We start from the raw sequence: 26,294 nt of genomic DNA on the forward strand, positions 1-26,294 counted from the left end.
TCCGGTACGGCCGCGGATCAGTCCTCGCCGTAGCGCGGGTCGACCGTCTCCGGGGTCAGCCCGAGCAGCTCCGCCACCTGCTCCACCACGACCTCGTGCACCAGGGCGGCGCGCTCGTCGCGGCCCTTCGTCCTGATCTCGACCGGGCGGCGGTAGACGACCACCCGTGCCCGGCGGCCCTCGCGTGCCGGAATCGTGCCCCCGAGCGGCACCGCCTCGTCGTCCCAGGCGTCGGCGGTTCCGTCGAGCCGCGGCACCTCCAGGACGAGGAAGTCGATGTCGGCGAGCTGCGGCCAGTGCCGTTCCAGACGCTCCACGGAGTCCTGCACCAGGTCCGCGAACCCCTCGGCGCGGCTCGCGGAGAGGGGAACCTGGGGCGGGGCCACGGGGCCGCGCATGCCTCTGCCGTGACGGTCGCGGCGGCGGGGCCCGGGTGCGGCGTCGCGGGGCGTTACAGGGGTGTCCATCACTGTCGAAGCGTAGTCCCAGCGGGGCCCTCGCGCCCTGCCCCACACACCTCGTGCGCCCCGAAGCCGATCTGTCCAACCGGCTCGCCGGGGCCGTGGCCGCGAAGGTGTCCCGAGGCGCACTTCATGTCGCATGATGACCATTCCAGCCAAGCTTGGGCTCGATTCGGTATCTCCCATGGACCGCCGACCTCATGAGAATTGTCGAGGTTTGTACTAAGTGGTGACCGGTTCCTTGGGTGCCCGGTAGCTGCACGCGACGGGTCTGCGCAGGTCAGACCGTGCGGCCCGGGAGGGCGTGCGGGTCGACTCACAGCACGACACGGTGGAGTGACCTGGGGGAGAGTCGTCGCGGCCCGCTCAAGAGTGCGGTACCGTCCAACGTCGTGAGCCCTGTACGTCGCTGTTCGCGCACCGCTTGCGGCCGTCCTGCCGTAGCGACGCTGACGTACGTCTACGCCGACTCGACCGCGGTCCTCGGCCCGCTCGCCACATACGCCGAACCCCACTGCTACGACCTGTGTGCCGAGCACTCCGAGCGTCTGACCGCACCGCGCGGCTGGGAGGTCGTCCGCCTTCTGGACGGCTCGACCCCGGCCCGCCCCAGCGGCGACGATCTCGAAGCACTCGCCAACGCCGTGCGGGAGGCAGCCCGTCCGCAACAGCGCGCGGCCGAGGCGGGCGGTGGCGGTGGCCGTACGGCGGATCCGATGGAGGTCGCCCGGCGCGGCCATCTGCGGGTGCTGCGCTCGCCGGACAACTGACCGGCCCTCGCCCGGCGTTCCGTCTCCTGCGACAGTTCCCCGAGCGCGGTGCCGACCGCGGCGCTGTCCCGACCCCGCCTCCCCGGAGATTCCGTGTCCTCCGGGTTCCGGTGCCGGTGCGCCCGGGTGTCGGATGAGCCTTGGTGTGAACTCCGCGGGAACTGTTCGCCGGGGAGACGGGACCGCTTCGCCCGGCCCCGGTCCCAGCGGGTAGTTTGGGGGCCATTGTTCAGACCTCAGGAGGGTTGGCCGTGGCTGCTGATCTGTCGCAGATCGTGAAGGCGTACGACGTGCGCGGTGTCGTTCCGGACCAGTGGGACGAGTCGCTCGCCGAGCTCTTCGGGGCCGCCTTCGCACAGGTGACCGGTGCGGGAGCGATCGTGGTCGGCCATGACATGCGCCCCTCGTCCCCGGGGCTGTCGCGGGCCTTCGCGCGCGGTGCGGCCGCACGCGGCGTGGACGTGACCGAGATCGGGCTGTGCTCGACGGACCAGCTCTACTACGCGTCGGGGGCGTTCGGGCTGCCGGGCGCGATGTTCACCGCCTCGCACAACCCGGCGAAGTACAACGGCATCAAGATGTGCCGTGCCGGCGCCGCCCCGGTCGGCCAGGACACGGGCCTGACCGAGATCCGCGAACTGGTCGAGAAGTGGCTGGACTCGAGCGCGCCGGAGCCCGCGCAGACGCCGGGGACGATCACACAGCGCGAGACCCTGGACGACTACGCGGCATACCTGCGTTCCCTCGTCGACCTGACGTCCATCCGCACCCTGAAGGTCGTCGTGGACGCGGGCAACGGCATGGGCGGGCACACCGTCCCCACCGTCTTCGACGGACTTCCGATCGACCTCGTCCCCATGTACTTCGAGCTCGACGGCACGTTCCCCAACCACGAGGCCAATCCGCTGGACCCGGCGAACATCGTCGACCTGCAGAAGCGGGTGCGCGAGGAGGGCGCCGACATCGGCATCGCCTTCGACGGCGACGCCGACCGCTGCTTCGTCGTGGACGGACAGGGCGACCCGGTCTCACCGTCCGCGATCACGGCTCTGGTCGCCGCGCGGGAGCTCGGCAAGAACGGCGGCAGGGGCACGGTCATCCACAACCTGATCACGTCGTGGTCGGTGCCCGAGGTCGTGCGGGAGCACGGCGGGACGCCGGTCCGCACACGCGTGGGCCACTCCTTCATCAAGGCGGAGATGGCGCGCACGGGCGCGATCTTCGGCGGTGAGCACTCGGCGCACTACTACTTCAAGGAGTTCTGGAACGCGGACACGGGCATGCTGGCCGCCCTGCACGTGCTCGCGGCGCTGGGGGGCCAGGACCAGCCGCTGTCGCGGCTGGTCGCCGAGTACGACCGCTATGTGGGCTCCGGGGAGATCAACTCCACGGTCGACGACCAGAAGGCCCGCCTCGCGGCGGTCAAGGCGGCCTACCAGGGTGTCGAGGGCCTGGAGCTGGACGAGCTGGACGGACTGACCGTCTCCGCCGCCGACTGGTGGTTCAACGTCCGCCCCTCCAACACCGAACCGCTGCTCCGCCTGAACGCTGAGGCGAAGGACGAGGCGGCCATGGCGAAGATCCGGGACGAGGTACTGGCGATCATCCGGGGCTGACGTCCCTCGCCACCGGCCTCCCCTCCCGCGCGGAAGGGAGGCCGGACCTGCCCAACCACCGCATGCAGGCCCCCGCAGCGGTACTCTGACCAGGCACAGCGCCTCCGCCCGAAGGGACCTTTCATGCCGCTCGAAGCCGGCCTCCTGGAGATCCTCGCCTGCCCGGCGTGCCACGCCCCCCTCAAGGAGGAGGAGAGCGAGCTGGTCTGCACCTCCCAGGACTGCGGCCTCGCCTACCCGGTGCGGGACGGCATTCCGGTCCTGCTCGTCGACGAGGCCCGCCGCCCCGCGTAACGGCCCGCCGATCGGAGGCTGTCGCCCATGCTGGACGAAACGCTGCTCGACGACCCCGAGGCGCTGACGCGTGCCGACCGGCGCGCACTGCTGCGCGGCGCCGCCGAGGCCGGAGCGCGCGTGCGTACCGCCGTACGGCACGCCGTGGAGGCGGGGGTCAACGACCTGAAGCCCGACGGCCGTCCCCGCGCGCTCCTCATCGCCGGTCCGGGCACCGCATCCGTGGGCGTCGCCGAACTGCTCGGCACCCTCGCGGGTGCCGCGTGCCCGGTCACCCGGATCCACCCGACGGGCGTCGCCCCGGCGGCCGGTGCCCTGCGCTGGGACCTCCCCGGCTGGGCGGGCCCCGTGGACCTGCTGCTCATCGCCACGCCCGACGGCACCGAACCGGGCCTGTCGATCCTCGTCGAACAGGCCTACCGCCGCGGCTGCACGGTCGTCGCCGTCGCCCCCGACCGATCGCCGATCACGGACGCGGTGGGCGGCGCCCATGGCCTGTTCGTCCCGATGGCGACCGCTCCGTACGAGCAGGACCAGCCCCTCACCGCATCCGCGCCGGGTGTGCTGTGGGCCCTGCTCACGCCGCTGCTCGCCCTCCTCGACCGCACCGGGCTGCTGTCCGCTCCGGCCGACGCCCTGGGGAAGGTGGCCGACCGGCTCGACCAAGTCGCCGAGCGCTGCGGCCCGGCCATCGCCACCTACAGCAACCCGGCGAAGAATCTCGCCGCCGAGCTGGCCGAGTCCCTCCCCGTGATCTGGACGGAGGGCGTCTCCGCCGCACCGGCCGGCCAGCGGTTCGCCGCCGCGCTCGCGGAGCTCGCCGGCCGCCCCGCGCTCACCGCGCAACTGCCGGAGGCGCTCGGCTCGCACAGCGTCCTGCTCTCTGGCGCACTCGCGGCCGGCGCCGACCCCGACGACTTCTTTCGCGACCGCGTCGAGGAAGCCCAGGCCCTGCACGCCCGCGTGGTGCTCCTGCGCGACCGCCCGATCGGCGGCCTGAGCGCGGCCCCCGCCGCGCGCGAACTGGCCCTCAGCCACGACACGGCGATCAGCGAGCTCGAGCCCGAGGACGGCAGCGAGCTGGAGACCCTCGCCGAGCTGATCGCCATCACGGATTTCGCCGCCGTTTACGTGGCGCTCGCCTCAGGGGCCTGACCTTGGCTCACGCCCGCTGGGCCAGCGCCGCCGAACAGTGCACGTACGGAGAAAAGACACCCATGGATCGCCTCGAGAACACCGTCCGCCCCTACGCCTGGGGCTCGACCACCGCCATCCCCCGGCTCCTGGGCGAGGAGCCGACCGGTGAACCGCAGGCGGAGATGTGGATGGGCGCCCACCCGGGCGCGCCCTCGCGCACCTCGCGCGGCCCCCTGAACGAGGTGATCGACAAGGCGCCGGAGGAGGAGCTGGGCAGCAGGACCGTCGCCCGGTTCGGTCCCCGGCTGCCCTTCCTGCTGAAGATCCTCGCGGCGGGCGCACCCCTCTCCCTCCAGGTGCACCCCGACCTGGAGCAGGCGAAGGAGGGCTACGCCGATGAGGAGCGCCGTGGCATCCCGGTCGACGCCCCCCACCGCAACTACAAGGACGCCAACCACAAGCCCGAGCTGATCTGCGCGCTCACCGAGTTCGACGGGCTGTGCGGCTTCCGCGCGCCCGACGAGGCCGCCGAGCTGCTCGCGGGCCTCGGCGTGGACTCCCTCAAGCCCTATGTGGACCTGCTGCACGCGCACCCCGAGGAGGACGCCCTGCGGGAGGTCCTCACCGCCGTCCTGAGCGCCGACCCCGAGGCCATGGCCCACACGGTCGGCGAGGCCGCGATCGCGTGCGCCCGTCTCGGCGGTGCCTACGCCCCCTACGCCGACATCGCCCACCACTACCCCGGCGACCCGGGCGTGATCGCGGCCATGCTGCTCAATTATGTGCAGCTCCAGCCCGGCGAGGCCCTGTACCTCGGCGCCGGCGTCCCGCACGCCTACCTCGACGGCCTCGGTGTCGAGATCATGGCCAACTCCGACAACGTCCTGCGCTGCGGACTGACCCCCAAGCACGTCGACGTTCCCGAGCTGCTGCGCATCGTCCGTTTCGAGGCGAGCGACCCGGGCGTTCTGCGCCCGGAGGCGTCCGCCGACGGCGAGGAGGTCTACGAGACCCCCATCGACGAGTTCCGCCTCTCCCGGTACGTGCTGGCCGAGGGCGCCGTTCCGCGCGAGCTGACCCGTGCGACCCCGCAGATCCTGCTGTGCACCGCGGGTACCGTTCGAGCCGGGGAACTCCTGCTCGCCCCCGGCCAGTCGGTCTTCGTGCCCGCCGGCGAAACGGCCGAGGTGTCCGGCGCCGGCACGGTCTTCCGGGCCACGGTCGTCGCCTGAGCCGGGCGGTACGCCGTCGTCACGCCGGTCCGGCGCGTTGCCGCCGGGCCCGGCTGCAACAATGGCCCACCGGCAAAGGACGGGCAAAGCCCAGGGCGGTGTACGCAAGGATGCGTGGGTCCGGGGCGGGACGGCTACGAAGGGACAACGCGAACATATGAGCGCGTCAGGCGGCACCAGGGCGATCGTGGCGGCACTCGGCGCCAACCTCGCGATCGCGGCATCGAAGTTCGTGGCGTTCGCCTTCAGTGGCTCATCGTCGATGCTCGCCGAGGGCGTCCACTCACTCGCCGACTCCGGAAACCAGTTCCTGCTGCTGATCGGCGGCAAGCGGGCCCAGCGCGAGGCCACGCCGCAGCATCCCTTCGGCTACGGACGCGAGCGTTACATCTACGCCTTCCTCGTCTCGATCGTCCTGTTCACGGTCGGTGGCATGTTCGCCATCTACGAGGGCATCGAAAAGATCAGCCACCCGCACGAGGTCGAGCACTGGTACTGGCCGGTGGGCGTGCTCGTCTTCGCGATCATCGCCGAGGGATTCTCCTTCCGTACCGCCATAAAGGAATCCAACGAACTGCGCGGCAAGCTGTCCTGGGCGCAGTTCATCCGCCGGGCCAAGGCGCCCGAGCTTCCGGTCGTCCTCCTGGAGGACTTCGGTGCGCTGATCGGTCTCGTACTCGCCCTCGGCGGTGTCGGTATCTCGCTGCTCACCGGCGACGGCATCTGGGACGGCATCGGCACCGTCTGCATCGGCGCGCTGCTGGTGCTGATCGCCCTCGTGCTCGCCGCCGAGACCAAGTCGCTGCTCCTGGGCGAGGCCGCGGGCGCCGAGGTGGTCAAGGAGATCGAGGCCGCGATCGTCGACGGCGACACGGTCCCCCGCATCATCCACATGCGCACGCTCCACCTCGGCCCCGAGGAACTGCTGGTGGCCGCCAAGATCGACGTCAAGCACGACGACACGGCGGCGGAGGTCGCCTCGGCGATCAACGCCGCCGAGGCCCGCATCCGCGCCGCCGTCCCGATCGCCCGCGTCATCTACCTGGAACCCGACATCTACAGCGAGGCGGAGGCGGCCAAGGGCGCGGATCCCGAGGCGACGCCCGGCGGACCGGGACAGGTCGCCGGTCACTGAGTCGGCCGCCGCGGCGGCACGGGATCCGGACGTCTTTGGAGGCGGACTGGGGAGCCCGGGGCCGCCCGGTGTAGCTTGGAAGCCGAGCCAGACGTCGCTGCTGATGGCGGTCGGGCGGTGCCTCCGGGAACCGGCCGAGGGAGAGAGGGCCTCCGACGGACTGCGCTGCGCGCACGTGGGCATGCCTGTGTCCTCTTCGGGCACCCCTGTGTCCGCCGCCGCGCAGACCAGCCGTACCCACCTCGCCCCAACCCCGAGGAGCAGCTCGTAATGACGACTGTCGACAGCCGACAGGACTTCAAGGTCGCCGACCTCTCCCTGGCCGAGTTCGGCCGCAAGGAGATCACCCTCGCCGAGCACGAGATGCCCGGCCTGATGGCGATCCGCAAGGAGTACGCCGAGACGCAGCCGCTGGCCGGCGCCCGCGTCACCGGCTCCCTGCACATGACCGTTCAGACCGCCGTGCTCATCGAGACGCTGGTGGCCCTGGGCGCGCAGGTCCGCTGGGCCTCCTGCAACATCTTCTCCACCCAGGACCACGCGGCCGCCGCCATCGCCGTCGGCCCGAACGGCACCGCCGACAACCCCCAGGGCATCCCCGTCTTCGCCTGGAAGGGCGAGACGCTGGAGGAGTACTGGTGGTGCACCGAGCAGGCGCTGACCTGGCCGGACAGCCCCACCGGCGGCCCGAACATGATCCTCGACGACGGCGGTGACGCCACCCTCCTCGTCCACAAGGGCGTCGAGTACGAGAAGGACGGCAAGGTCCCGGCGATCGACACCGCCGAGTCCGACGAGCACCGCGTCATCCTTCAGCTGCTCCACCGCACCCTGGGCGAGGACCCCCAGAAGTGGACCCAGCTGGCTTCGGAGATCCGCGGCGTCACCGAGGAGACCACGACCGGCGTCCACCGCCTGTACGAGATGCAGCGCGACGGCGTCCTCCTGTTCCCGGCGATCAACGTCAACGACGCCGTCACCAAGTCGAAGTTCGACAACAAGTACGGCTGCCGCCACTCCCTGATCGACGGCATCAACCGGGCCACCGACGTCCTCATCGGCGGCAAGACCGCCGTGGTCTGCGGCTACGGCGACGTGGGCAAGGGCTGCGCCGAGTCCCTGCGCGGACAGGGCGCCCGTGTAATCGTCACCGAGATCGACCCGATCTGCGCGCTGCAGGCGGCCATGGACGGCTACCAGGTCACGACCCTCGACGAGGTCATCGACAAGGCCGACATCTTCGTGACCACGACCGGCAACAAGGACATCATCATGGCCGCGGACATGGCCAAGATGAAGCACCAGGCGATCGTGGGCAACATCGGCCACTTCGACAACGAGATCGACATGGCCGGTCTCGCCAAGGTCCCCAGCATCGTCAAGGACGAGGTCAAGCCGCAGGTCCACACCTGGACCTTCCCCGACGGCAAGAAGATCATCGTTCTGTCCGAGGGCCGCCTGCTGAACCTGGGCAACGCCACCGGTCACCCGTCGTTCGTGATGTCCAACTCCTTCGCGGACCAGACGCTGGCCCAGATCGAGCTGTTCACCAAGCCCGACGCGTACCCCACCGGCGTCTACACGCTGCCCAAGCACCTCGACGAGAAGGTCGCCCGGCTCCACCTGGACGCGCTCGGCGTGAAGCTCACCAAGCTCCGCCCCGAGCAGGCGGCGTACATCGGCGTCGACGTCGAAGGCCCCTTCAAGTCGGACCACTACCGCTACTGATCACGTACGCCGCCGGCAGGCGCGCACCCCATCGACCGGCGGTGTGCGCGCACCAGCGGCGAGCCACGAGGTGAGCACGTCCGTGCACTGACGTGCCCCACCAGCAGCAGGTACCGAGGCAGGCCCCCGCACCCCCGTGCCGGGGGCCTGCCCCTTTGGTCCGACCAGGCAGACTGGCCGGACCAGTCCGTCACGACCCAGGACGTCCATGCCCCGCGGCCGATATTCGCTCCATGACCCGCACGACCACACCCTCCTCGCCGAGGAACACTTCCACTGCGCGCCCGGCCCGTCCGGGTGGCGCTACGTCTCCCAGCTGACGTCCCCTGCCGGCGACCACGTCGGTTCCGTCGACCTCGCCCTCGACGAACTCGGCCGTCCCATCCGCCTCGAACTGCATGCCGCGAGCTGGCAGGTACGTGGCGCCGCTCTCGACGGCGTGACCTGGGTCCGCACCGACCCCGCCGGCACCCAGGCAACCGAAGGGAATGTCAGCGCCCACGCCTTCACCGGCACGTCTCCGGCCTTCCTCGTCGCCACCGCCCGACTGCTGCGCCTCACCCCCTCGTCCTCCGCGACGCGCGTACGCCTCGTCGCCTTCACGGATCCGGTCCTCGCCCCCCGCACCGTGGACCAGTCCTGGGCTCTGGTCGAAAGAGAAGCACACGCCACTGACAACGCCCCCCTGATCGTGGATGAATACCAGGTCACAGCCCTGGACACGGGGGAGCGGCACACCGTCCACATCTCCGGCGACGTGGTGCTCGCGGCGCCCGGCATCGAGCTGGAACACCTCGAGTCGCCGCCGTCCGAGTCCATGTGACGCGAAGGGCGCCGCGGCGGTCGTGAGGACGGGCGAAGCGGGCCCGGGCGCGTCCAGAGGGCCGGGGCGGGGCATACGAACACCCGACTCCGGAGACCGGTCCCGACCGCCGGCTACGCGGGGGGCGCGAATCCCGTGCCGCGGTGCTCCGACGGCTCGGCACGCACCACCGAGGGCTCCCCGTCCCGCGGGGTGCCGGGAGCCGAGGGCCCGGGCCCGGGGTGGGCGTACGGCTGCGCCTGTCCCGGTGCCCCGAGCCGGTCGTCGCCGGTGGTCGTGTCCGGCGCGGACCAGGAGCTCCCCGCGGCTGCGGATGCCGGCCAGGTCGCCGCTTTGGACGAGGGAGCGGGGGTGGTCCACTGCTGCGGCGCCTGATACCCGCCGCCGACGACCGGGGCCGACGGATGCCCGCCCGCCGCCGGACCTCCGAACGCGCGGCGCGCCTCCCGGGCCTGCCGCTCCTGCATGACCGCCGCCAGATACGCCCCCGCGGGAATCCCGTGCGGCGCAGGCGTCCCCGTGTACGCGGTGAGGTCCGAGGCGAGACGTTCCGCCATCGACCAGCCCACCTGCGGATCCAGCTGCTGCATCCGCGTCAGGTACTGCCTGATCGCCAGCCACAGCCCGTCCGGCACCGCCGAGAGGTCCAGCTGGGAGAACCGTCCGGCCAGCCACGGGGGCGGCGGGGGCACGAGGCCCGCGCGTCCCGCCGGCACCCTCTCCCGCACGACCAGCGTGCCCGCGAACACGTCACCGAGGCGCCGGCCCCGCGCGGACACGAGCGAGGCGATGCAGGCGATGACCCCGAAGGTCATCAGGATCTCGATCACACCGACCGCACCCCGGACCAACGCGTGCCGGAACCTGATCGGCCCCCCGTCGTCCCGCACCACCCGCAGTCCGCATGCCAGCTTGCCGAGCGAACGACCGTGGCTGAGCGTCTCCACCGCGATCGGACCGCCCACGAGCAGGAGCACGAAGGTCGTGATCGACAGCGCGGTCTGCGCGGCGTCGTCCAGACCCGATGTGGCCGTGACCAGCCCGATCGTCACGAGGATGTAGACGGTCATCGCCACCGCCAGGTCGAGCAGCACCGCCAGCACCCGGCTCGGCAGCTTCGCAGGGCGCAGTTCCAGCGCCACCGCCTCGCCCGTCACTAGCTCACTCACGCTCGTCGTCCTTCCCCTGGCCTGCCCCGAGGTACGCCAGTCTGCCAAGCTGAGGGCGCATCGCGCCGCAGTACGACAAGCTGACACACAGTTCGAGAGGACGAGGAGCAGCCCATCCCATGGACCTCGACGTGTTCGTGTCCACCCACCGCGCCGAGTGGGACCGTCTCGACACCCTGCTCCGACGGCGGCGCCGGCTGAACGGATCCGAGGCGGACGAACTCGTCGTCCTCTACCAGCGCACCGCCACCCATCTCTCCGTGATCCAGTCCAGCGCACCGGACCCCCAGCTCACGGGCCGGCTCAGCCAGCTGGTGGCCCGTGCACGCAGTGCCGTCACCGGCACACGCCGAGCCTCGTGGCGCGATGTCACGCGGTTCCTCGCCCACGGTTTTCCCGCCGCGGTCTACCGTTCGCGGCACTGGTGGGTACCCACGGCACTGATCTCCACGGCGGTGGCGGCGCTCCTCGGCTGGTGGATAGGCACCCACCCCGAGGTCCAGGCGGCGATCGGGGCGCCCGCCAACCTGCGCACCTTGACGCGCCCCGGCGGCGAGTACGAGACGTACTACTCCAGCCATCCCGCGGCCTCCTTCGCGGCGCAGGTGTGGACGAACAACGCCCAGGCCACGGCTCTGTGCCTGGTACTCGGGATCTTCCTGGGGCTCCCGGTCCTCTACATCCTCCTCGAGAACATGCTGAACCTGGGGGTGGGCATCGGCCTGATGTCCTCCGCGGGCCGACTGGACACCTTCTTGGGCCTCGTCCTTCCACACGGCCTTCTGGAACTGACGGCGGTCTTCGTGGCCGCCGGCACGGGCCTGCGCCTCGGCTGGACACTGATCGACCCCGGACCCCGCTCTCGGCGCACCGCACTCGCCGAGGAAGGCCGGGCGGCCCTGGGCATGGCGATCGGCCTGGCGCTGGTCCTGTTCGTCTCGGGGGCCATCGAAGGCTTCGTGACCCCGTCCGGGCTTCCGACCTGGGCCCGCATCGGCATCGGCATCGTCGCCGAGCTGGCCTTCCTCACGTACGTCTTCGTCCTCGGCGGCCGGGCGGCGAGGGCCGGGGACACCGGCGACCTGGCAGCGGCCGAACGCAGCGCGACGGTGCCGACGGCGGCGTGACCCGATCAGCCGGGTGACCGGCCCCGCCGGATGTGCGTCTCCCCGCGTTGGCCTGCTAGTCTCCTCTTCGCCCCACGAGAGCTGTTGACACGGCACGAGTGGGGAGGTAGATTCGAACAGTTGCCTAGAGGTGGCATGGTCCACCTGGCGACGGTGAGCGTCTAGCCGCTTCCGGGGCATTGATCCCGGGAAGCCAATCCCGATGATTCAGGAAAAGGTCGCCGGTCAATCGGCTCCGAAAACTCTGATAAAGTCGGATCCGCCGGAAAGGGAAACGCGAGAGCGTAAACCTGGAAAGCACCGAGGAAATCGGATCGCGAAATGGTCTGATAGAGTCGGAAACACCGAAGGGAAGCGCCCGGAGGAAAGCCCGAGAGGGTGAGTACGAAGGAAGCGTCCGTTCCTTGAGAACTCAACAGCGTGCCAAAAGTCAACGCCAGATATGTTGATACCCCGTCTCCGGTCGGTTTGATCGGGGCGAGGTTCCTTTGAAATAACACAGCGAGGACGCTGTGGACCGGGGGGATTATTCCTTCTCCTGGTTCCGCTCTCGTGGTGTTCGACCGGATATCCGGTAAACATTCACGGAGAGTTTGATCCTGGCTCAGGACGAACGCTGGCGGCGTGCTTAACACATGCAAGTCGAACGATGAAGCCCTTCGGGGTGGATTAGTGGCGAACGGGTGAGTAACACGTGGGCAATCTGCCCTGCACTCTGGGACAAGCCCTGGAAACGGGGTCTAATACCGGATACGAGCCTCCCGGGCATCTGGGAGGTTGGAAAGCTCCGGCGGTGCAGGATGAGCCCGCGGCCTATCAGCTTGTTGGTGAGGTAACGGCTCACCAAGGCGACGACGGGTAGCCGGCCTGAGAGGGCGACCGGCCACACTGGGACTGAGACACGGCCCAGACTCCTACGGGAGGCAGCAGTGGGGAATATTGCACAATGGGCGAAAGCCTGATGCAGCGACGCCGCGTGAGGGATGACGGCCTTCGGGTTGTAAACCTCTTTCAGCAGGGAAGAAGCGAAAGTGACGGTACCTGCAGAAGAAGCGCCGGCTAACTACGTGCCAGCAGCCGCGGTAATACGTAGGGCGCAAGCGTTGTCCGGAATTATTGGGCGTAAAGAGCTCGTAGGCGGCTTGTCGCGTCGATTGTGAAAGCCCGGGGCTTAACTCCGGGTCTGCAGTCGATACGGGCAGGCTAGAGTGTGGTAGGGGAGATCGGAATTCCTGGTGTAGCGGTGAAATGCGCAGATATCAGGAGGAACACCGGTGGCGAAGGCGGATCTCTGGGCCATTACTGACGCTGAGGAGCGAAAGCGTGGGGAGCGAACAGGATTAGATACCCTGGTAGTCCACGCCGTAAACGGTGGGCACTAGGTGTTGGCGACATTCCACGTCGTCGGTGCCGCAGCTAACGCATTAAGTGCCCCGCCTGGGGAGTACGGCCGCAAGGCTAAAACTCAAAGGAATTGACGGGGGCCCGCACAAGCGGCGGAGCATGTGGCTTAATTCGACGCAACGCGAAGAACCTTACCAAGGCTTGACATACACCGGAAACATCCAGAGATGGGTGCCCCCTTGTGGTCGGTGTACAGGTGGTGCATGGCTGTCGTCAGCTCGTGTCGTGAGATGTTGGGTTAAGTCCCGCAACGAGCGCAACCCTTGTCCCGTGTTGCCAGCAGGCCCTTGTGGTGCTGGGGACTCACGGGAGACCGCCGGGGTCAACTCGGAGGAAGGTGGGGACGACGTCAAGTCATCATGCCCCTTATGTCTTGGGCTGCACACGTGCTACAATGGCCGGTACAATGAGCTGCGATACCGTGAGGTGGAGCGAATCTCAAAAAGCCGGTCTCAGTTCGGATTGGGGTCTGCAACTCGACCCCATGAAGTCGGAGTCGCTAGTAATCGCAGATCAGCATTGCTGCGGTGAATACGTTCCCGGGCCTTGTACACACCGCCCGTCACGTCACGAAAGTCGGTAACACCCGAAGCCGGTGGCCCAACCCCTCGGGGAGGGAGCTGTCGAAGGTGGGACTGGCGATTGGGACGAAGTCGTAACAAGGTAGCCGTACCGGAAGGTGCGGCTGGATCACCTCCTTTCTAAGGAGCACTTCTTACCAACTTCGGTTGGTCAGAGGCCAGTACATCGGCGAACGTCCGGTGCTGGTTGCTCATGGGTGGAACGTTGACTATTCGGTCTGGACCTCGGGTCGGGGGCTGCTAGTACTGCTCGTGAGAGAGCGTGGAACGCATGATCTTCGGACGGGTTCGGGTCGGGCGCGCTGTTGGGTGTCTGAGGGTGCGGCCGTTTGGTCGTCCTTCGGCGCCGACCCCAGTGAACTCGGATCGTGGTCCGGGGTGATGGGTGGTTGGTCGTTGTTTGAGAACTGCACAGTGGACGCGAGCATCTGTGGCCAAGTTTTTAAGGGCGCACGGTGGATGCCTTGGCACCAGGAACCGATGAAGGACGTGGGAGGCCGCGATAGTCCCCGGGGAGTCGTCAACCAGGCTTTGATCCGGGGGTTTCCGAATGGGGAAACCCGGCAGTCGTCATGGGCTGTCACCCGCTGCTGAACTCATAGGCAGTGTGGAGGGAACGAGGGGAAGTGAAACATCTCAGTACCCTCAGGAAGAGAAAACAACCGTGATTCCGGGAGTAGTGGCGAGCGAAACCGGATGAGGCCAAACCGTATACGTGTGAGACCCGGCAGGGGTTGCGTGTGCGGGGTTGTGGGTTCTTTCTTCTGCGGTCTGCCGGCCGTGGGACGAGTCAGAAACCGTTGATGTAGACGAAGGACATGCGAAAGGTCCGGCGTAGAGGGTAAGACCCCCGTAGTCGAAACGTCAGCGGCTCGTTTGGAAGATACCCAAGTAGCACGGGGCCCGAGAAATCCCGTGTGAATCTGGCGGGACCACCCGCTAAGCCTAAATATTCCCTGGTGACCGATAGCGGATAGTACCGTGAGGGAATGGTGAAAAGTACCCCGGGAGGGGAGTGAAATAGTACCTGAAACCGTGTGCCTACAAGCCGTGGGAGCACTTTGGTGTGACTGCGTGCCTTTTGAAGAATGAGCCTGCGAGTTTGCGGTGTGTTGCGAGGTTAACCCGTGTGGGGTAGCCGTAGCGAAAGCGAGTCCGAATAGGGCGTTGGAGTAGCACGCTCAAGACCCGAAGCGGAGTGATCTAGCCATGGGCAGGTTGAAGCGGAGGTAAGACTTCGTGGAGGACCGAACCCACCAGGGTTGAAAACCTGGGGGATGACCTGTGGTTAGGGGTGAAAGGCCAATCAAACTCCGTGATAGCTGGTTCTCCCCGAAATGCATTTAGGTGCAGCGTCGTGTGTTTCTTGCCGGAGGTAGAGCACTGGATAGGCGATGGGCCCTACCGGGTTACTGACCTTAGCCAAACTCCGAATGCCGGTAAGTGAGAGCGCGGCAGTGAGACTGTGGGGGATAAGCTCCATGGTCGAGAGGGAAACAGCCCAGAGCATCGACTAAGGCCCCTAAGCGTACGCTAAGTGGGAAAGGATGTGGAGTCGCACAGACAACCAGGAGGTTGGCTTAGAAGCAGCCACCCTTGAAAGAGTGCGTAATAGCTCACTGGTCTAGTGATTCCGCGCCGACAATGTAGCGGGGCTCAAGCGTACCGCCGAAGTCGTGTCATTGCAGCATATAGCCCTAACGGGTGTTGTGATGGGTAGGGGAGCGTCGTCTGCCGGGTGAAGCAGCACCGGAAGGTAGTTGTGGACGGTTGACGAGTGAGAATGCAGGCATGAGTAGCGATTCACACGTGGGAAACGTGTGCGCCGATTGACTAAGGGTTCCTGGGTCAAGCTGATCTGCCCAGGGTAAGTCGGGACCTAAGGCGAGGCCGACAGGCGTAGTCGATGGATAACCGGTTGATATTCCGGTACCCGCTGTGAAGCGTCAAACATCGAACCTTCTGATGCTAAGGCCGTGAAGCCGTCCTGGATCCTTCGGGTGAAGGGGAGTGGTGGAGCCGCCGGTCCAAGGTGGTAGTAGGTGAGTGATGGGGTGACGCAGGAAGGTAGTCCATCCCGGGCGGTGGTTGTCCCGGGGTAAGGGTGTAGGCCGTGTGATAGGTAAATCCGTTGCACTTGTGGCTGAGACCTGATGCCGAGCCGATTGTGGTGAAGTGGATGATCCTATGCTGTCGAGAAAAGCCTCTAGCGAGTTTCATGGCGGCCCGTACCCTAAACCGACTCAGGTGGTCTGGTAGAGAATACCGAGGCGTTCGGGTGAACTATGGTTAAGGAACTCGGCAAAATGCCCCCGTAACTTCGGGAGAAGGGGGGCCACATCTGGTGAGAGCACGTGCTGCTCGAGCTGGGGGTGGCCGCAGAGACCAGCGAGAAGCGACTGTTTACTAAAAACACAGGTCCGTGCGAAGCCGTAAGGCGATGTATACGGACTGACGCCTGCCCGGTGCTGGAACGTTAAGGGGACCGGTTAGCTCACTTTCGGGTGGGCGAAGCTGAGAACTTAAGCGCCAGTAAACGGCGGTGGTAACTATAACCATCCTAAGGTAGCGAAATTCCTTGTCGGGTAAGTTCCGACCTGCACGAATGGCGTAACGACTTCTCGACTGTCTCAACCATAGGCCCGGTGAAATTGCACTACGAGTAAAGATGCTCGTTTCGCGCAGCAGGACGGAAAGACCCCGGGACCTTTACTACAGTTTGATATTGGTGTTCGGTTCGGCTTGTGTAGGATAGCTGGGAGACTGTGAAGCTTGGACGCCAGTTCAGGTGGAGTCGTCGTTGAAATACCAGTCTGGTCGTGCTGGATGTCTAACCCGGGTCCGTGATCCGGATCGGGGACAGTGTCTGATGGGTAGTTTAACTGGGGCGGTTGCCTCCTAAAGGGTAACGGAGGCGCCCAAAGGTTCCCTCAGCCTGGTTGGCAATCAGGTGTTGAGTGTAAGTGCACAAGGGAGCTTGACTGTGAGACCGACGGGTCGAGCAGGGACGAAAGTCGGGACTAGTGATCCGGCGGTGGCTTGTGGAAGCGCCGTCGCTCAACGGATAAAAGGTACCCCGGGGATAACAGGCTGATCTTCCCCAAGAGTCCATATCGACGGGATGGTTTGGCACCTCGATGTCGGCTCGTCGCATCCTGGGGCTGGAGTCGGTCCCAAGGGTTGGGCTGTTCGCCCATTAAAGCGGTACGCGAGCTGGGTTTAGAACGTCGTGAGACAGTTCGGTCCCTATCCGCTGTGCGCGTAGGAGTCTTGAGAAGGGCTGTCCCTAGTACGAGAGGACCGGGACGGACGAACCTCTGGTGTGCCAGTTGTTCTGCCAAGGGCATGGCTGGTTGGCTACGTTCGGGAGGGATAACCGCTGAAAGCATCTAAGCGGGAAGCCTGCTTCGAGATGAGGACTCCCACCCACTTGATGGGGTAAGGCTCCCAGTAGACGACTGGGTTGATAGGCCGGATCTGGAAGCACGGTAACGTGTGGAGGTGACCGGTACTAATAGGCCGAGGGCTTGTCCATAGAGGCTCGCGTCCACTGTGTTGGTTCTGAAACCACGAACAGCCCCGCCCATTGTTGTGGGTGGTGTGGCGTTCTGTTTCATAGTGTTTCGGTGGTCATAGCGTGAGGGAAACGCCCGGTTACATTCCGAACCCGGAAGCTAAGCCTTTCAGCGCCGATGGTACTGCAGGGGGGACCCTGTGGGAGAGTAGGACACCGCCGAACAAATTGTGAGGGAAACCCCGTACCGTTGGTACGGGGTTTTCCGCGTTTCCGGGCCCTTTGGGTGCCGGGTTTCAGGGGAGTCCGGACTCCCCCTCCGCCCTTGATGCGAAACCCTTGACAAGAATTCAGAGACGACCCGCGGCCTTGAGCGCGAGATAGGCGTCGGCGAGTGCCGGCGCCAGTTCCGAGGGAGTCGCGTCCACGACGGTGACCCCCCGGCGGTGGAGCTGTTCGGCCGTCCGTGTGCGTTCCGCCTGGGCCTGGGCCGCCGCGGCCGCCTCGTACACCGCGTCCGTGTCACCCCGGGCCGTCGCCATGCCGGCGATGTGCGGATCGGCCACCGAAGCGAGCAGTACCGTGTGGCGCTGGGTGAGTTGGGACAGCACGGGGAGGAGTCCCTCCTCGACGGGTGCCGTGTCGAGCGTGGTCAGGAGGACGATCAGAGAGCTGCGTGGTGCACTGCGGAGAGCGGTGGCCGCCAGACCCCGTGCGTCCGTCTCCACGAGTTCCGGCTCCAGCGTCGCCATGGCGTTGACCAGGGACGGCAGGACTTCGCGCGCGGCGCGGCCCTGCACCAGGGCCCGTACCCGGCGGTCGTAGGCGAGCAGGTCCACGCGGTCGCCGGCACGGGACGCCAGGGCGGCCAGCAGCAGTGCCGCGTCCATGGCTGCGTCCAGGCGCGGGGCGTCACCGACGCGTCCGGCCGAGGTGCGGCCCGTGTCCAGGACGAGCAGGATGTGGCGGTCCCGTTCCGGGCGCCAGGTGCGTACCGCGACGGTCGACTGGCGCGCTGTCGCGCGCCAGTCGATGGAGCGGGTGTCGTCCCCGGGAACGTAGTCGCGCAGACTGTCGAACTCGGTGCCCTCGCCGCGGGTCAACACGCTCGTGCGACCGTCCAGTTCGCGGAGGCGGGCCAGCTTGGAAGGAAGGTGCTTGCGGCTGGTGAAGGGCGGCAGGACCCGGACGGTCCAGGGGACCTTGTGGGTGCCCTGGCGGGCGAAGAGGCCGAGCGGACCGTAGGAGCGGATCGTGACGCGGTCCGCCTGCCGGTCGCCGCGACGGGTGGGCCGCAGACGGGTCGTCAGGCGACGGCGCTCCCCCGGAGGGACCGTCAGACCGTGGCGGGACGCGGCCTTCTCGGTCCCTGGCTCCCAACTGCTCGGCGGCCAGGCGTCCCGCACTCGGGCCCGCAGCGGGCGACCCGAGGGGTTGGTGACGGTGAGCGTCACGTCGACGGATTCGCCCAGGCGTACCGAGGTGTCGCCGGAGCGGGTCAGACCGAGCCGGCGCACCGGTGCGGCCAGCGCGAAGTCGCAGGCGCACGCCAGTGCGAGCGGGCCGTTGACGGCGAGGATGCCCGTCCAGCCCGGTTCCCAGATGCCTACCGGGAGGGTGCCGAGTGCCGCAAGCAGGGCGGCGCGTCCGGTGAGCGCCATCAGCGGGGCACGGGGACGTGGGTGAGGATCGCGTTGATGACGGAGTCGGCGGTCACGCCCTCCATCTCCGCCTCGGGGCGCAGTTGGATGCGGTGACGGAGCGTCGGGAGGGCCAACGCCTTCACGTCGTCGGGGGTGACGTAGTCACGGCCCGTCAGCCAGGCCCAGGCGCGTGCGGTGGACAGCAGTGCCGTCGCGCCTCGGGGCGACACCCCGAGGGTGAGGGACGGGGACTCGCGGGTGGCACGGCAGATGTCCACGACGTAGGCGGCGATTTCCGGGGAGACCGTCGTCTTCGCGACGGCGGCGCGTGCGGCCTCGAGATCGGCTGGACCCGCCACCGGGCGTACGCCGGCGGCGCGCAGATCACGGGGGTTGAAGCCCGCGGCGTGCCGGGTGATGACGTCGATCTCGTCCTGCCGGGACGGCAGCGGCACGGTCAGCTTGAGCAGAAAGCGGTCCAACTGGGCTTCCGGCAGCGGATACGTGCCCTCGTACTCGACCGGGTTCTGCGTCGCCGCCACCAGGAACGGCTCCGGGAGGGGGCGCGGGGTGCCGTCGACCGTGACCTGGCGCTCCTCCATCGCTTCGAGGAGGGACGACTGGGTCTTCGGCGGCGTGCGGTTGATCTCGTCGGCGAGCAGCAGGTTGGTGAAGACCGGGCCCGGTTGGAACGAGAACTCGGCGGTCCTGGCGTCGTAGACGAGGGAGCCCGTGATGTCGCTCGGCATCAGGTCGGGCGTGAACTGGACGCGCTTGGTCTCGATTTCGAGGGCGGACGCGAGGGCCCGGACGAGCAGCGTCTTGGCGACTCCGGGCACTCCTTCGAGAAGGACGTGGCCACGGCACAGGAGTGCGACGACGAGACCGGTCACGGCGGGGTCCTGGCCGACCACGGCTTTGGCGATCTCGGCGCGCAGGGCCTCCAGCGAGGGGCGGGCCGTGCCCGCGTCCCCTGTGTACCCGGCGTTGTCAGTGGTCGGGTCCATCATGGACGGCGTACCTCACTTTCGAGGGCGTCAAGTTGGTCGGCGAGGGAGATCAGGGCCGCGTCGTCGCCGGGCGGCGGGCCGAAGAGCAGGGAGTGCAAGGACGGTCCGTCGCCGTGGAGGTGAGCGGACAGCGCGGGGAGCAGGACCTCGGGCGTGTGTGCCTGGGCGAGCGGGACGCCCACAAGAGGGGCGAGGCGGGTGCGGGTTGCGGAGCGCAGGGCGGTGGCCGCGCGGTCGCGGGCATTGGCCTTGCGGTAGAGGCGAGCGCGGCCTTCGACGGCTTCGGAGGCACGGATCGCCACGGGGAGTTTTTCGGGGACCAGCGGGCCGAGTCGGCGTGCCCGCCAGAGCGCGGCGAGTGCCGCGGCGACAAAGAGCTGCAGCGTGCCCCAGAGCCATCCCGAGGGCAGCAGGTCGAAGAAGCTCTTACGGCCGGAATCCGTGGCCGAGGGGTCGGAGAACGAGGGGAGGTACCAGACCATATGCGGGCGGGAGCCGAGCAGTTGGAGGGCGAGCGAAGCGTTGCCGCCCTCGTCGAGACGGTTGTTGTAGAGGATGTCCGGCGATCCGAGGACGACGGCTGTCGCCGCCCCCCGAGGCGGCCGGGAGGCGCACCAGGGTGGGCAGCCCGTCGCTGGGGTAGCAGATGTCGGCGCCCGCCGCGTTCGTCACGTAGCGGACTCCGCCCGTGTCGGCCGTGCCCGCTCGCCGGGCCGCGGGCAGTGCGCAGTCCGGTTCCAGCGTCGAGGCGAAGGCGACGGCGGGATCGGGCGAGATCCCGGGGGCGAGCGTGCGGACCGAGGCCGTGGGGGTGACGAGGACCGTGCGACCGCCGGAGCCCTCCATCGCCTTGCGCACCACCCGCTGTTGACGGCTCGTCAACTGATCGGGCACGGCGATCAGGAGCGTGGTGTCGGAGCCGGCCGCATCACGCGCCTCGGCGAGGGTGGTGACGACGCGGGTGGACACACCCCGGTCGGCGAGCAGGGCGGCGACGGCCCGGCTGCCGTACGGGTCGGCGGACCGCGGGTCCAGACGGCCGTGATGGGCGTCGGAGCGGACGACGGCGATCACGACCGCGCCGACCAGGAGCAGCACGACGGCGAGCAGGACACCGCGCGCCCGGGTCCACACCTGACGGGTGGTGGGCGAGGCCGAGGTGGACGCGGGTGGGGCCTCGATGGTCATCCGGCGGCTCCCTGGCGGGCGTCGAGGGCCGTGGCGGCCGGCGCGGGCCGGGTGCGCTCGAGATCGGCGTCGAGGTCGGCGAGCCGACGGTACGTTCCTTCGCCGGCGGACCGTCCGCCGTATGTGACGTCGTCGAAGTCGCGGGCCGCGGCGCGCAGTCGGTCCGCATGGCCGGGCAGGGCGCGGCCGGCCTCGGAGGCGGCTTCGTCGGCGGTGCGGCCGGGCCGAACGTCGAGCAGGGCGCGTTCCTCCAGGGAGCGCACGATGGCGCGCATGCGTTCCTGGACGGCCTGGCTCCAGTGGCCCTGGGCGGCATGTGCCTCGGCGGCCGCGCGATGTTCGGCGGCACTGCGGGGGCGGTCGTCGAAGAGCGTCGCTGAGGCCGTGGGCGTGCGCTGGGGGGTGCCCAGCCGCCACCACAGGGCCCCGAGAACCGCCAGCACCGCCAGGACGATGACGACCAGCCCCAGCGCTCCACCGGGCGTCGCGGTCGAGGCGGCGGTGAAGAGCCGCTCGACCCAGTCCCAGAAGGCGTTCAGAGCACGCTGCAGCAGCCCCGGGTCGTTCTCGTGGTACATCCGCTTGGCCAGCTCACGCCGGGCCGCCTCCCGCGCCGGATCCCGCGGGATCGTCACCGGTGGCTCGTCGCCCGAGCGCCAAAGCACCGGCACGACTTCGAGCACTCCCCCCGTCAGGCTCACCGCATCAGCTCCCGGGGGTGGTGCCGGGGGCCGCGGAGCCCTGCTCCGGGACGCCGGCCGCACGGGCCAGGTCGAGGTCGAGGGCCTCGCGCCGGATGCGCTGGTCGATGTAGAGCAGCACGGTCACGCCCGCGGTGATCGGGAAGGAGAGCGTACGCCCGATCACCGAGCCGATCCCGCTGACGATGAGGAACGTCCAGCCGATGCCGGCCTCGGTGCCGTCGAGGAAGCCGCCGAAGCCGCTGCCGCCGAGTGCTCCGGCGAGGATGGCGAAGGGGACCACGACGAGCGACGACACGATGCTCGCGATGATCTGGGCGAGCACCTGTATGCCGGTGACCCGCCACCAGGAGCCGCGCACCAGCTTCGCGGAGCGGCTCATCGACTTGCGGATGCTCTGCTTCTCCAGCATCAGCGCGGGCGAGGCGAGCGAGAAGCGCATGACGAGCCACAGGGCGACGACACCGCCGGCGACTCCGCCGACGACGGCCAGCGCGACGCCCACGGGCACCGACGCGCTCACCGCGACGATGATGCCCGGCAGTGTGCCCACGGCGATGATGACGAAGGCGATGAGCGGCAGCAGCAGTGTGAGGCCCAGCAGCCGCAGCAACTGCGGGCGGGCGTCCCGCCAGGCCTCCGCGGTGGTCACCGCCCTGCCGAGGACGGCTCGGCTGGTGACGGTGGTGAGCAGGGCCGTGGCGATGATCGTCCCGAGCAGGGCGATGATCGAGACGACGCCGGAGCTCACCAGCACGCCGCCCAGAGTGCGGCTCACCTCGCTGAGGGAGGCGTTGGGGTCGTTGAGGGTGTCCGCGGTGGCGCTGTCGTTCAGGACGAGCTTCTGCAGCAGGATGACCAGCGTCTCCGTGAGCACGGCGACGGCCAGCGAAATGCCGAGCACCGTGCGCCAGTGGGTGCGCATGGTCGAGACGGCGCCGTCGAGGATCTCGCCGACGCCGAGCGGGCGCAGCGGTATCACTCCGGGTTTGGCGGCGGGGGGCGGACCCCAGTTGCCTCCCCAGGCCCCGTGGCCGCCGCCGTAGCCCGGCTGGGGACCGCCCCAGCCGCCGTATCCGGCGCCCTGGCCTCCGTAGCCGCCGGGAGCGGCGGGCGGGTAGCCGCCCCAGCCCGGGCCGGGAGGAGGCGGCGGAGGCGCCTGGCCGGGCCCCTGGGGCTGTCCCTGAGGCTGGGGAGCGGACCACTGGGCGGGCGGGGGCTGCTCCTTGGACCAGTTCGGGCCATGCGACCGATCGCCGCCCTGGTCCGAGGGCTGCCCCGGGGGCTGCGCGCCGGAGGTGTCCGGCTGCTGCCCGTCGGAGGGGGCGGATCCGGGCGAGGCCCAGCCCGGAGTGTCTTCCATCATCGCTCCTTCACGGTGCCCGTCCGCGGGACGCGGCGGCCAGTAGGCAGCCATCGTGCCACGCTGCGTTCGTCAGGGGACCGGGGGGAGAGCCCGCTGTATACCTTCAATTGTCGGCCGGGTACGGGGCAGACTGACCGCATGGCTGATCAGTACGCGCAATTCGGCGAGGACAAGCAGTCGACGGGGATACCCGTGATCCGCTGGGACGAGCCGCCCGAGGGGCCCGTGCTGGTGCTTCTCGATCAGAGAAGGCTGCCCACGGACGAGGTCGAACTCGTGTGCACGGATGCGCCCGCCCTGGTGGAGGCGATCCGCACGCTCGCGGTCCGTGGTGCGCCGCTGCTCGGTATCGCCGGGGCGTACGGGGTCGCGCTGGCCGCAGTACGCGGCTTCGACGTGGACGAGGCCGCCGCCGCGCTGGCGGGTGCGCGGCCCACCGCGGTGAACCTGGCCGTCGGTGTGCGCAGGGCCCGGGAGGCGTACGGGGCGGTGCTCGCCGACGGCGGCGGCCGGGAGCGGGCCGCCGAAGCGGCGCTCGGCGCGGCCCGGGCGCTGCACCGGGAGGACGCCGAGGCGAGCGCCCGGATGGCGCGGCACGGCATGGCCCTGCTGGACGAACTGCTGCCGGGCGGCGGACACCGGGTGCTCACGCACTGCAACTCCGGAACGCTGGTGTCCGGCGGGGAGGGCACGGCGTTCGCGGTGGCGCTCGAGGCGCATCGCGCGGGCCGGCTGCGCAGGCTCTGGGTGGACGAGACGCGTCCGTTGCTGCAAGGCGCTCGGTTGACGGCGTACGAGGCGGCCCGCAACGGGATGGCCTACACCTTGCTCACGGACAACGCGGCGGGCTCGCTGTTCGCGGCCGGGGAGGTGGACGCCGTACTGATCGGGGCGGACCGGATCGCCGCCGACGGTTCGGTGGCGAACAAGGTCGGAAGCTATCCGCTCGCGGTGCTGGCCCGGTATCACCATGTGCCGTTCATCGTGGTGGCGCCCGTGACCACCGTGGATCCGGACACGCCGGACGGGGCGTCCATCGAGGTCGAGCAGCGGGCCGCACACGAGGTGACGGAAGTCGCCGCCCCCCGGGCGCCGATGGCGGGAGCGGAAGCGGGAGGCGGGATACCGGTGGCCCCTCTGGGGACCCAGGCGTACAACCCGGCCTTCGACGTGACGCCTCCCGAGCTGGTGACGGCGATCGTCACCGAAGAGGGTGTCGTCTCGCCCGTGACCTCGGAGGCACTGGCCGCGCTGCGTGAGGGGTCACGTCAGCCGCTCTGAGTGGGAGGGCTCGCGCGTCCGGGCCCCCAGCGGCCGGCCGTCGGCGGACGGATGGTCTTGAGTCTCCCGTAAGGGGAGACGCCAAGGTGGGGGCATGGACGGCGACACGCTCTACTCGATCGGCGAACTGGCCCGGCGGACCGGTCTGACGGTCAAGACGATCCGGTTCTACTCCGATCGCGGAATCGTGGCGCCCACGGACCGCAGCCCGGCCGGCTACCGCCGCTACAACGGCGACGCCGTCGCGCGCCTGGATCTGGTACGGACCCTGCGGGACCTGGGGCTGGACCTGTCCACGATCCGCAGGGTCGTGGATCGGGAGCTCGCGCTTCCCGAGGTCGCGGCGGCACACGCCGGAGCCCTGGCCGTGCAGATCCGCGTCCTGCGCCTGCGGCATGCGCTGCTGACGGCGGTGGCCGAGCGCGGGCTGACCGCTGAGGAGGCGGATGTCATGCACAGACTGGCCCAGCTCTCCGAGGACGAGCGCCGGCGTCTGATCGGGGAATTCCTCGATGCCGCATTCGGGGGTCTCGGCTCGGGTGCCGCGTTCGCCGGAGTCAGACGCTCGATGTCACCCGAGATGCCCGACAGTCCCGATGCGGAGCAGCTGCGGGCGTGGGTGGAGTGGGACGAACTGGTCCTGGACCCGGACTTCCGCGCCGGCATGCGGCGGATGGTCGAGGACCACGCGGCCGAACAGGCACTGGGCGACACCGCCACCCCGCGCCGCGGCCTCGCCGCCGTCGTCCGTGACCGGGTCGGCCCCGCCCTGGCGGCAGGTATGGATCCTGCTTCCCGCCGGGCCGATCCGATCGTCGCGGCACTGGCGGCCCACCAGGCGCAGGTTCTCGGCCGCCCCGACGACAACGAGCTGCGCCGACTGCTGCTGGCCCGGCTGGAGAGCGTGAGCGACCCGCGCCGGGATCGGTACGTCGAGCTGCTGGCAGTGATCAACGGCTGGCCTGCCCCGGAGAGCCTGGCACCGGCGCTCGGTTGGTCGGTCCAGGCCGTGCGGGTCCGAATGGAGCGGTAGTGGGCCGGGAATCGTCGGCGACGGGGCAGAGCGCCGACGCATACGATCTGCCGGTGAACGACACCGTCGTCCTGCATGCGGACGCCACGCCGTCCGCTGCGGCCCTCCTCCTTCGTCCCTGGTGTGCAAAGGACGTCGCCGCCCTCGTCGAAGTGTTCCGGGATCCCGTACTGCGCCAGTGGACCAGCTCGGTCGTGGAGAACGAGGCCGATGCGGCGCGGTGGGTGCGGGGCCAGGAGCGGGGCTGGTCGGCGGGGGAGCGCTTCGGTTTCGCGGTCCTCGAGAAGCGGTCCGGTCCGGCCGACGGGCAGTTGGTGGGCCATGTGGTGCTGAAGGAGGCCGTCGCCGGCCGGCCGTCGGCCGAGGTGGGCTACTGGACCGCTGCACATGCCCGCGGGCGTGGGGTCGCGCCGCGCGCTCTGGAGGCTCTTTCCGGCTGGGCCTTCGACGCCCTGGGCGCCGACGGGCTGGAGCGTCTGGAACTCCTGCACCAGGTGGACAACCCGGCCTCGTGCCGTGTGGCGCACAAGAGCGGATACAACCTCGACAGGGTCCTGCCCGCGGCGCCGCCCTCGTTTCCCCGCGAGGGTCATCTGCACATACGGCGCAGGGGTGACTGAGAACCACCGGCGGCAGTACGTAGCCGCGAAGTCGCACAACCGTGCGTACTGGCTCGGATCAGCCAGTACTCTCGGCTCATGGCCGACAACACACCGCCGCGACGTCGACCTGCCATCACCGTGCTGGTCGTCTGGCCGACGCTGTCACTCGCAGGGTGGGGCGTGGCCCACGTCCTCGGCGGACCGGAAGATCTTGCCGACTCCACCGCGACGGTGGGAACTTTGATGGCGGCCGTGGCGGTGATGGAGCGGGTGCGTCAGTGGCGGAAACGCGGCCGCAGGGGCGGGCCCTCGGTACAGCGGTGAGGCGGTCCGTCTCGTTCGACGGCCGCCGTGCCCGACCGCCGGGCAAACAGGGCCGACATCCGGCACTGACATCGGCGTCGGCGAACGAGGGCAGACAGTGATGGTCGCGTACGACTATCGTCACAGGCCAGTGACCTTGTTCACCAGCGCCCCGG

Annotated in this window: 19 protein-coding genes, 3 rRNA genes and 1 pseudogene; 16 read left to right on the top strand and 7 right to left on the bottom strand. The window is 68.9% G+C overall.

Annotation, left to right across the window (positions count from 1 at the left end; all coding sequences use genetic code 11):
* Window positions 1–17: 17 nt before the first annotated feature.
* On the bottom strand, window positions 18–467 hold the full coding sequence (locus RCR19_RS22210; protein ID WP_331266715.1) for a metallopeptidase family protein: 450 nt from the start codon (window positions 465–467) through the stop codon (window positions 18–20).
* Window positions 468–853: 386 nt separating this feature from the next.
* On the opposite strand from RCR19_RS22210, the gene RCR19_RS22215 reads away from it, so the two are divergent.
* The 8 genes from RCR19_RS22215 to RCR19_RS22250 all read left to right on the top strand — a co-directional run bounded on the left by RCR19_RS22215 (window position 854) and on the right by RCR19_RS22250 (window position 9,196).
* The gene (locus tag RCR19_RS22215) at window positions 854–1,231 is read left to right on the top strand and encodes a DUF3499 domain-containing protein (protein WP_059130798.1); all 378 of its coding nucleotides are present in this window, start codon (window positions 854–856) and stop codon (window positions 1,229–1,231) included.
* Window positions 1,232–1,482: 251 nt separating this feature from the next.
* Window positions 1,483–2,847, top strand: a complete 1,365-nt coding sequence (locus RCR19_RS22220) for a phosphomannomutase/phosphoglucomutase (RefSeq protein WP_331266716.1) — start codon at window positions 1,483–1,485, stop codon at window positions 2,845–2,847.
* 123 nt (window positions 2,848–2,970) lie between these two features.
* Window positions 2,971–3,141, top strand: a complete 171-nt coding sequence (locus RCR19_RS22225; protein ID WP_079050632.1) for a Trm112 family protein — start codon at window positions 2,971–2,973, stop codon at window positions 3,139–3,141.
* Between the two features lie 27 nt (window positions 3,142–3,168).
* On the top strand, window positions 3,169–4,296 hold the full coding sequence (locus RCR19_RS22230; RefSeq protein ID WP_331266717.1) for an SIS domain-containing protein: 1,128 nt from the start codon (window positions 3,169–3,171) through the stop codon (window positions 4,294–4,296).
* A gap of 62 nt (window positions 4,297–4,358) precedes the next feature.
* A complete protein-coding gene (gene manA / locus RCR19_RS22235) occupies window positions 4,359–5,510 on the top strand; it encodes a mannose-6-phosphate isomerase, class I (RefSeq protein WP_331266718.1) in 1,152 nt (383 codons plus the stop codon).
* 157 nt (window positions 5,511–5,667) lie between these two features.
* Window positions 5,668–6,645 (top strand): cation diffusion facilitator family transporter, encoded by a 978-nt coding sequence (locus RCR19_RS22240; protein WP_331266719.1) that lies wholly within the window; start codon window positions 5,668–5,670, stop codon window positions 6,643–6,645.
* Window positions 6,646–6,915: 270 nt separating this feature from the next.
* Entirely contained in the window at window positions 6,916–8,373 is a 1,458-nt protein-coding gene (ahcY, locus tag RCR19_RS22245; RefSeq protein ID WP_331266720.1) for an adenosylhomocysteinase, read from the top strand.
* Window positions 8,374–8,581: 208 nt separating this feature from the next.
* The gene (locus RCR19_RS22250) at window positions 8,582–9,196 is read left to right on the top strand and encodes a hypothetical protein (RefSeq protein WP_331266721.1); all 615 of its coding nucleotides are present in this window, start codon (window positions 8,582–8,584) and stop codon (window positions 9,194–9,196) included.
* Window positions 9,197–9,309: 113 nt separating this feature from the next.
* Here RCR19_RS22250 and RCR19_RS22255 read toward each other — a convergent pair whose 3' ends face one another.
* A complete protein-coding gene (locus RCR19_RS22255; RefSeq protein ID WP_331266722.1) occupies window positions 9,310–10,365 on the bottom strand; it encodes an RDD family protein in 1,056 nt (351 codons plus the stop codon).
* A 119-nt stretch (window positions 10,366–10,484) separates the two neighbouring features.
* On the opposite strand from RCR19_RS22255, the gene RCR19_RS22260 reads away from it, so the two are divergent.
* The 4 genes from RCR19_RS22260 to rrf all read left to right on the top strand — a co-directional run bounded on the left by RCR19_RS22260 (window position 10,485) and on the right by rrf (window position 17,216).
* Complete coding sequence (locus tag RCR19_RS22260; protein ID WP_331266723.1) at window positions 10,485–11,492, top strand: stage II sporulation protein M; 1,008 nt, start codon at window positions 10,485–10,487, stop codon at window positions 11,490–11,492.
* 581 nt (window positions 11,493–12,073) lie between these two features.
* Window positions 12,074–13,597: ribosomal RNA gene (locus RCR19_RS22265) — 16S ribosomal RNA — on the top strand.
* A gap of 312 nt (window positions 13,598–13,909) precedes the next feature.
* Window positions 13,910–17,012, top strand: a 23S ribosomal RNA gene (locus RCR19_RS22270).
* An 87-nt stretch (window positions 17,013–17,099) separates the two neighbouring features.
* Window positions 17,100–17,216 (top strand): 5S ribosomal RNA (rrf, locus tag RCR19_RS22275).
* The 16S, 23S and 5S rRNA genes sit together here, the layout of an rRNA operon.
* 125 nt (window positions 17,217–17,341) lie before the next feature.
* Here rrf and RCR19_RS22280 read toward each other — a convergent pair.
* The 5 genes and pseudogenes from RCR19_RS22280 to RCR19_RS22300 all read right to left on the bottom strand — a co-directional run bounded on the left by RCR19_RS22280 (window position 17,342) and on the right by RCR19_RS22300 (window position 22,896).
* Entirely contained in the window at window positions 17,342–18,652 is a 1,311-nt protein-coding gene (locus RCR19_RS22280) for a DUF58 domain-containing protein (RefSeq protein ID WP_331266724.1), read from the bottom strand.
* Window positions 18,652–19,641, bottom strand: a complete 990-nt coding sequence (locus RCR19_RS22285; RefSeq protein ID WP_331269521.1) for a MoxR family ATPase — start codon at window positions 19,639–19,641, stop codon at window positions 18,652–18,654. Before RCR19_RS22285 ends, RCR19_RS22280 begins: the two co-directional genes overlap by 1 nt.
* Window positions 19,641–20,832: pseudogene (locus RCR19_RS22290) on the bottom strand (DUF4350 domain-containing protein). The gene RCR19_RS22285 and the pseudogene RCR19_RS22290 overlap by 1 nt, the downstream one beginning before the upstream one ends.
* Window positions 20,829–21,533 (bottom strand): DUF4129 domain-containing protein, encoded by a 705-nt coding sequence (locus RCR19_RS22295; RefSeq protein WP_331266725.1) that lies wholly within the window; start codon window positions 21,531–21,533, stop codon window positions 20,829–20,831. Before RCR19_RS22295 ends, RCR19_RS22290 begins: the two are co-directional and overlap by 4 nt.
* Before the next feature lie 4 nt (window positions 21,534–21,537).
* Window positions 21,538–22,896, bottom strand: coding sequence for a glycerophosphoryl diester phosphodiesterase membrane domain-containing protein (locus RCR19_RS22300; RefSeq protein WP_331266726.1), 1,359 nt, complete (start codon window positions 22,894–22,896; stop codon window positions 21,538–21,540).
* A gap of 141 nt (window positions 22,897–23,037) precedes the next feature.
* Here RCR19_RS22300 and mtnA point away from each other — a divergent pair, with 141 nt between their 5' ends.
* The 4 genes from mtnA to RCR19_RS22320 all read left to right on the top strand — a co-directional run bounded on the left by mtnA (window position 23,038) and on the right by RCR19_RS22320 (window position 26,139).
* A complete protein-coding gene (mtnA, locus tag RCR19_RS22305) occupies window positions 23,038–24,180 on the top strand; it encodes an S-methyl-5-thioribose-1-phosphate isomerase (RefSeq protein WP_331266727.1) in 1,143 nt (380 codons plus the stop codon).
* Between the two features lie 94 nt (window positions 24,181–24,274).
* Window positions 24,275–25,213 carry a MerR family transcriptional regulator gene (locus RCR19_RS22310; RefSeq protein ID WP_331266728.1) on the top strand — a complete coding sequence of 313 codons (939 nt, stop codon included), beginning with the start codon at window positions 24,275–24,277 and terminating at the stop codon, window positions 25,211–25,213.
* Window positions 25,214–25,266: 53 nt separating this feature from the next.
* A complete protein-coding gene (locus RCR19_RS22315) occupies window positions 25,267–25,833 on the top strand; it encodes a GNAT family N-acetyltransferase (RefSeq protein ID WP_331266729.1) in 567 nt (188 codons plus the stop codon).
* 78 nt (window positions 25,834–25,911) lie between these two features.
* Window positions 25,912–26,139, top strand: coding sequence for a hypothetical protein (locus RCR19_RS22320; protein WP_331266730.1), 228 nt, complete (start codon window positions 25,912–25,914; stop codon window positions 26,137–26,139).
* The last annotated feature ends 155 nt before the right edge of the window (window positions 26,140–26,294 follow it).

It is taken from the genome of Streptomyces sp. WAC07094 (genome assembly GCF_036320405.1).
Classification (GTDB): domain Bacteria; phylum Actinomycetota; class Actinomycetes; order Streptomycetales; family Streptomycetaceae; genus Streptomyces; species Streptomyces lannensis.

What these genes read in the sequence shown, in the direction of transcription:
- RCR19_RS22210 (WP_331266715.1), bottom strand. Translation starts at nt 467, where the DNA reads ATGGACACCCCTGTAACGCCCCGCGACGCCGCACCCGGGCCCCGCCGC.
- RCR19_RS22225 (WP_079050632.1), top strand. Translation starts at nt 2,971, where the DNA reads ATGCCGCTCGAAGCCGGCCTCCTGGAGATCCTCGCCTGCCCGGCGTGC.
- RCR19_RS22230 (WP_331266717.1), top strand. Translation starts at nt 3,169, where the DNA reads ATGCTGGACGAAACGCTGCTCGACGACCCCGAGGCGCTGACGCGTGCC.
- manA (WP_331266718.1), top strand. Translation starts at nt 4,359, where the DNA reads ATGGATCGCCTCGAGAACACCGTCCGCCCCTACGCCTGGGGCTCGACC.
- RCR19_RS22240 (WP_331266719.1), top strand. Translation starts at nt 5,668, where the DNA reads ATGAGCGCGTCAGGCGGCACCAGGGCGATCGTGGCGGCACTCGGCGCC.
- ahcY (WP_331266720.1), top strand. Translation starts at nt 6,916, where the DNA reads ATGACGACTGTCGACAGCCGACAGGACTTCAAGGTCGCCGACCTCTCC.
- RCR19_RS22250 (WP_331266721.1), top strand. Translation starts at nt 8,582, where the DNA reads ATGCCCCGCGGCCGATATTCGCTCCATGACCCGCACGACCACACCCTC.
- RCR19_RS22260 (WP_331266723.1), top strand. Translation starts at nt 10,485, where the DNA reads ATGGACCTCGACGTGTTCGTGTCCACCCACCGCGCCGAGTGGGACCGT.
- RCR19_RS22280 (WP_331266724.1), bottom strand. Translation starts at nt 18,652, where the DNA reads ATGGCGCTCACCGGACGCGCCGCCCTGCTTGCGGCACTCGGCACCCTC.
- RCR19_RS22285 (WP_331269521.1), bottom strand. Translation starts at nt 19,641, where the DNA reads ATGGACCCGACCACTGACAACGCCGGGTACACAGGGGACGCGGGCACG.
- RCR19_RS22300 (WP_331266726.1), bottom strand. Translation starts at nt 22,896, where the DNA reads ATGGAAGACACTCCGGGCTGGGCCTCGCCCGGATCCGCCCCCTCCGAC.
- mtnA (WP_331266727.1), top strand. Translation starts at nt 23,038, where the DNA reads ATGGCTGATCAGTACGCGCAATTCGGCGAGGACAAGCAGTCGACGGGG.
- RCR19_RS22310 (WP_331266728.1), top strand. Translation starts at nt 24,275, where the DNA reads ATGGACGGCGACACGCTCTACTCGATCGGCGAACTGGCCCGGCGGACC.
- RCR19_RS22320 (WP_331266730.1), top strand. Translation starts at nt 25,912, where the DNA reads ATGGCCGACAACACACCGCCGCGACGTCGACCTGCCATCACCGTGCTG.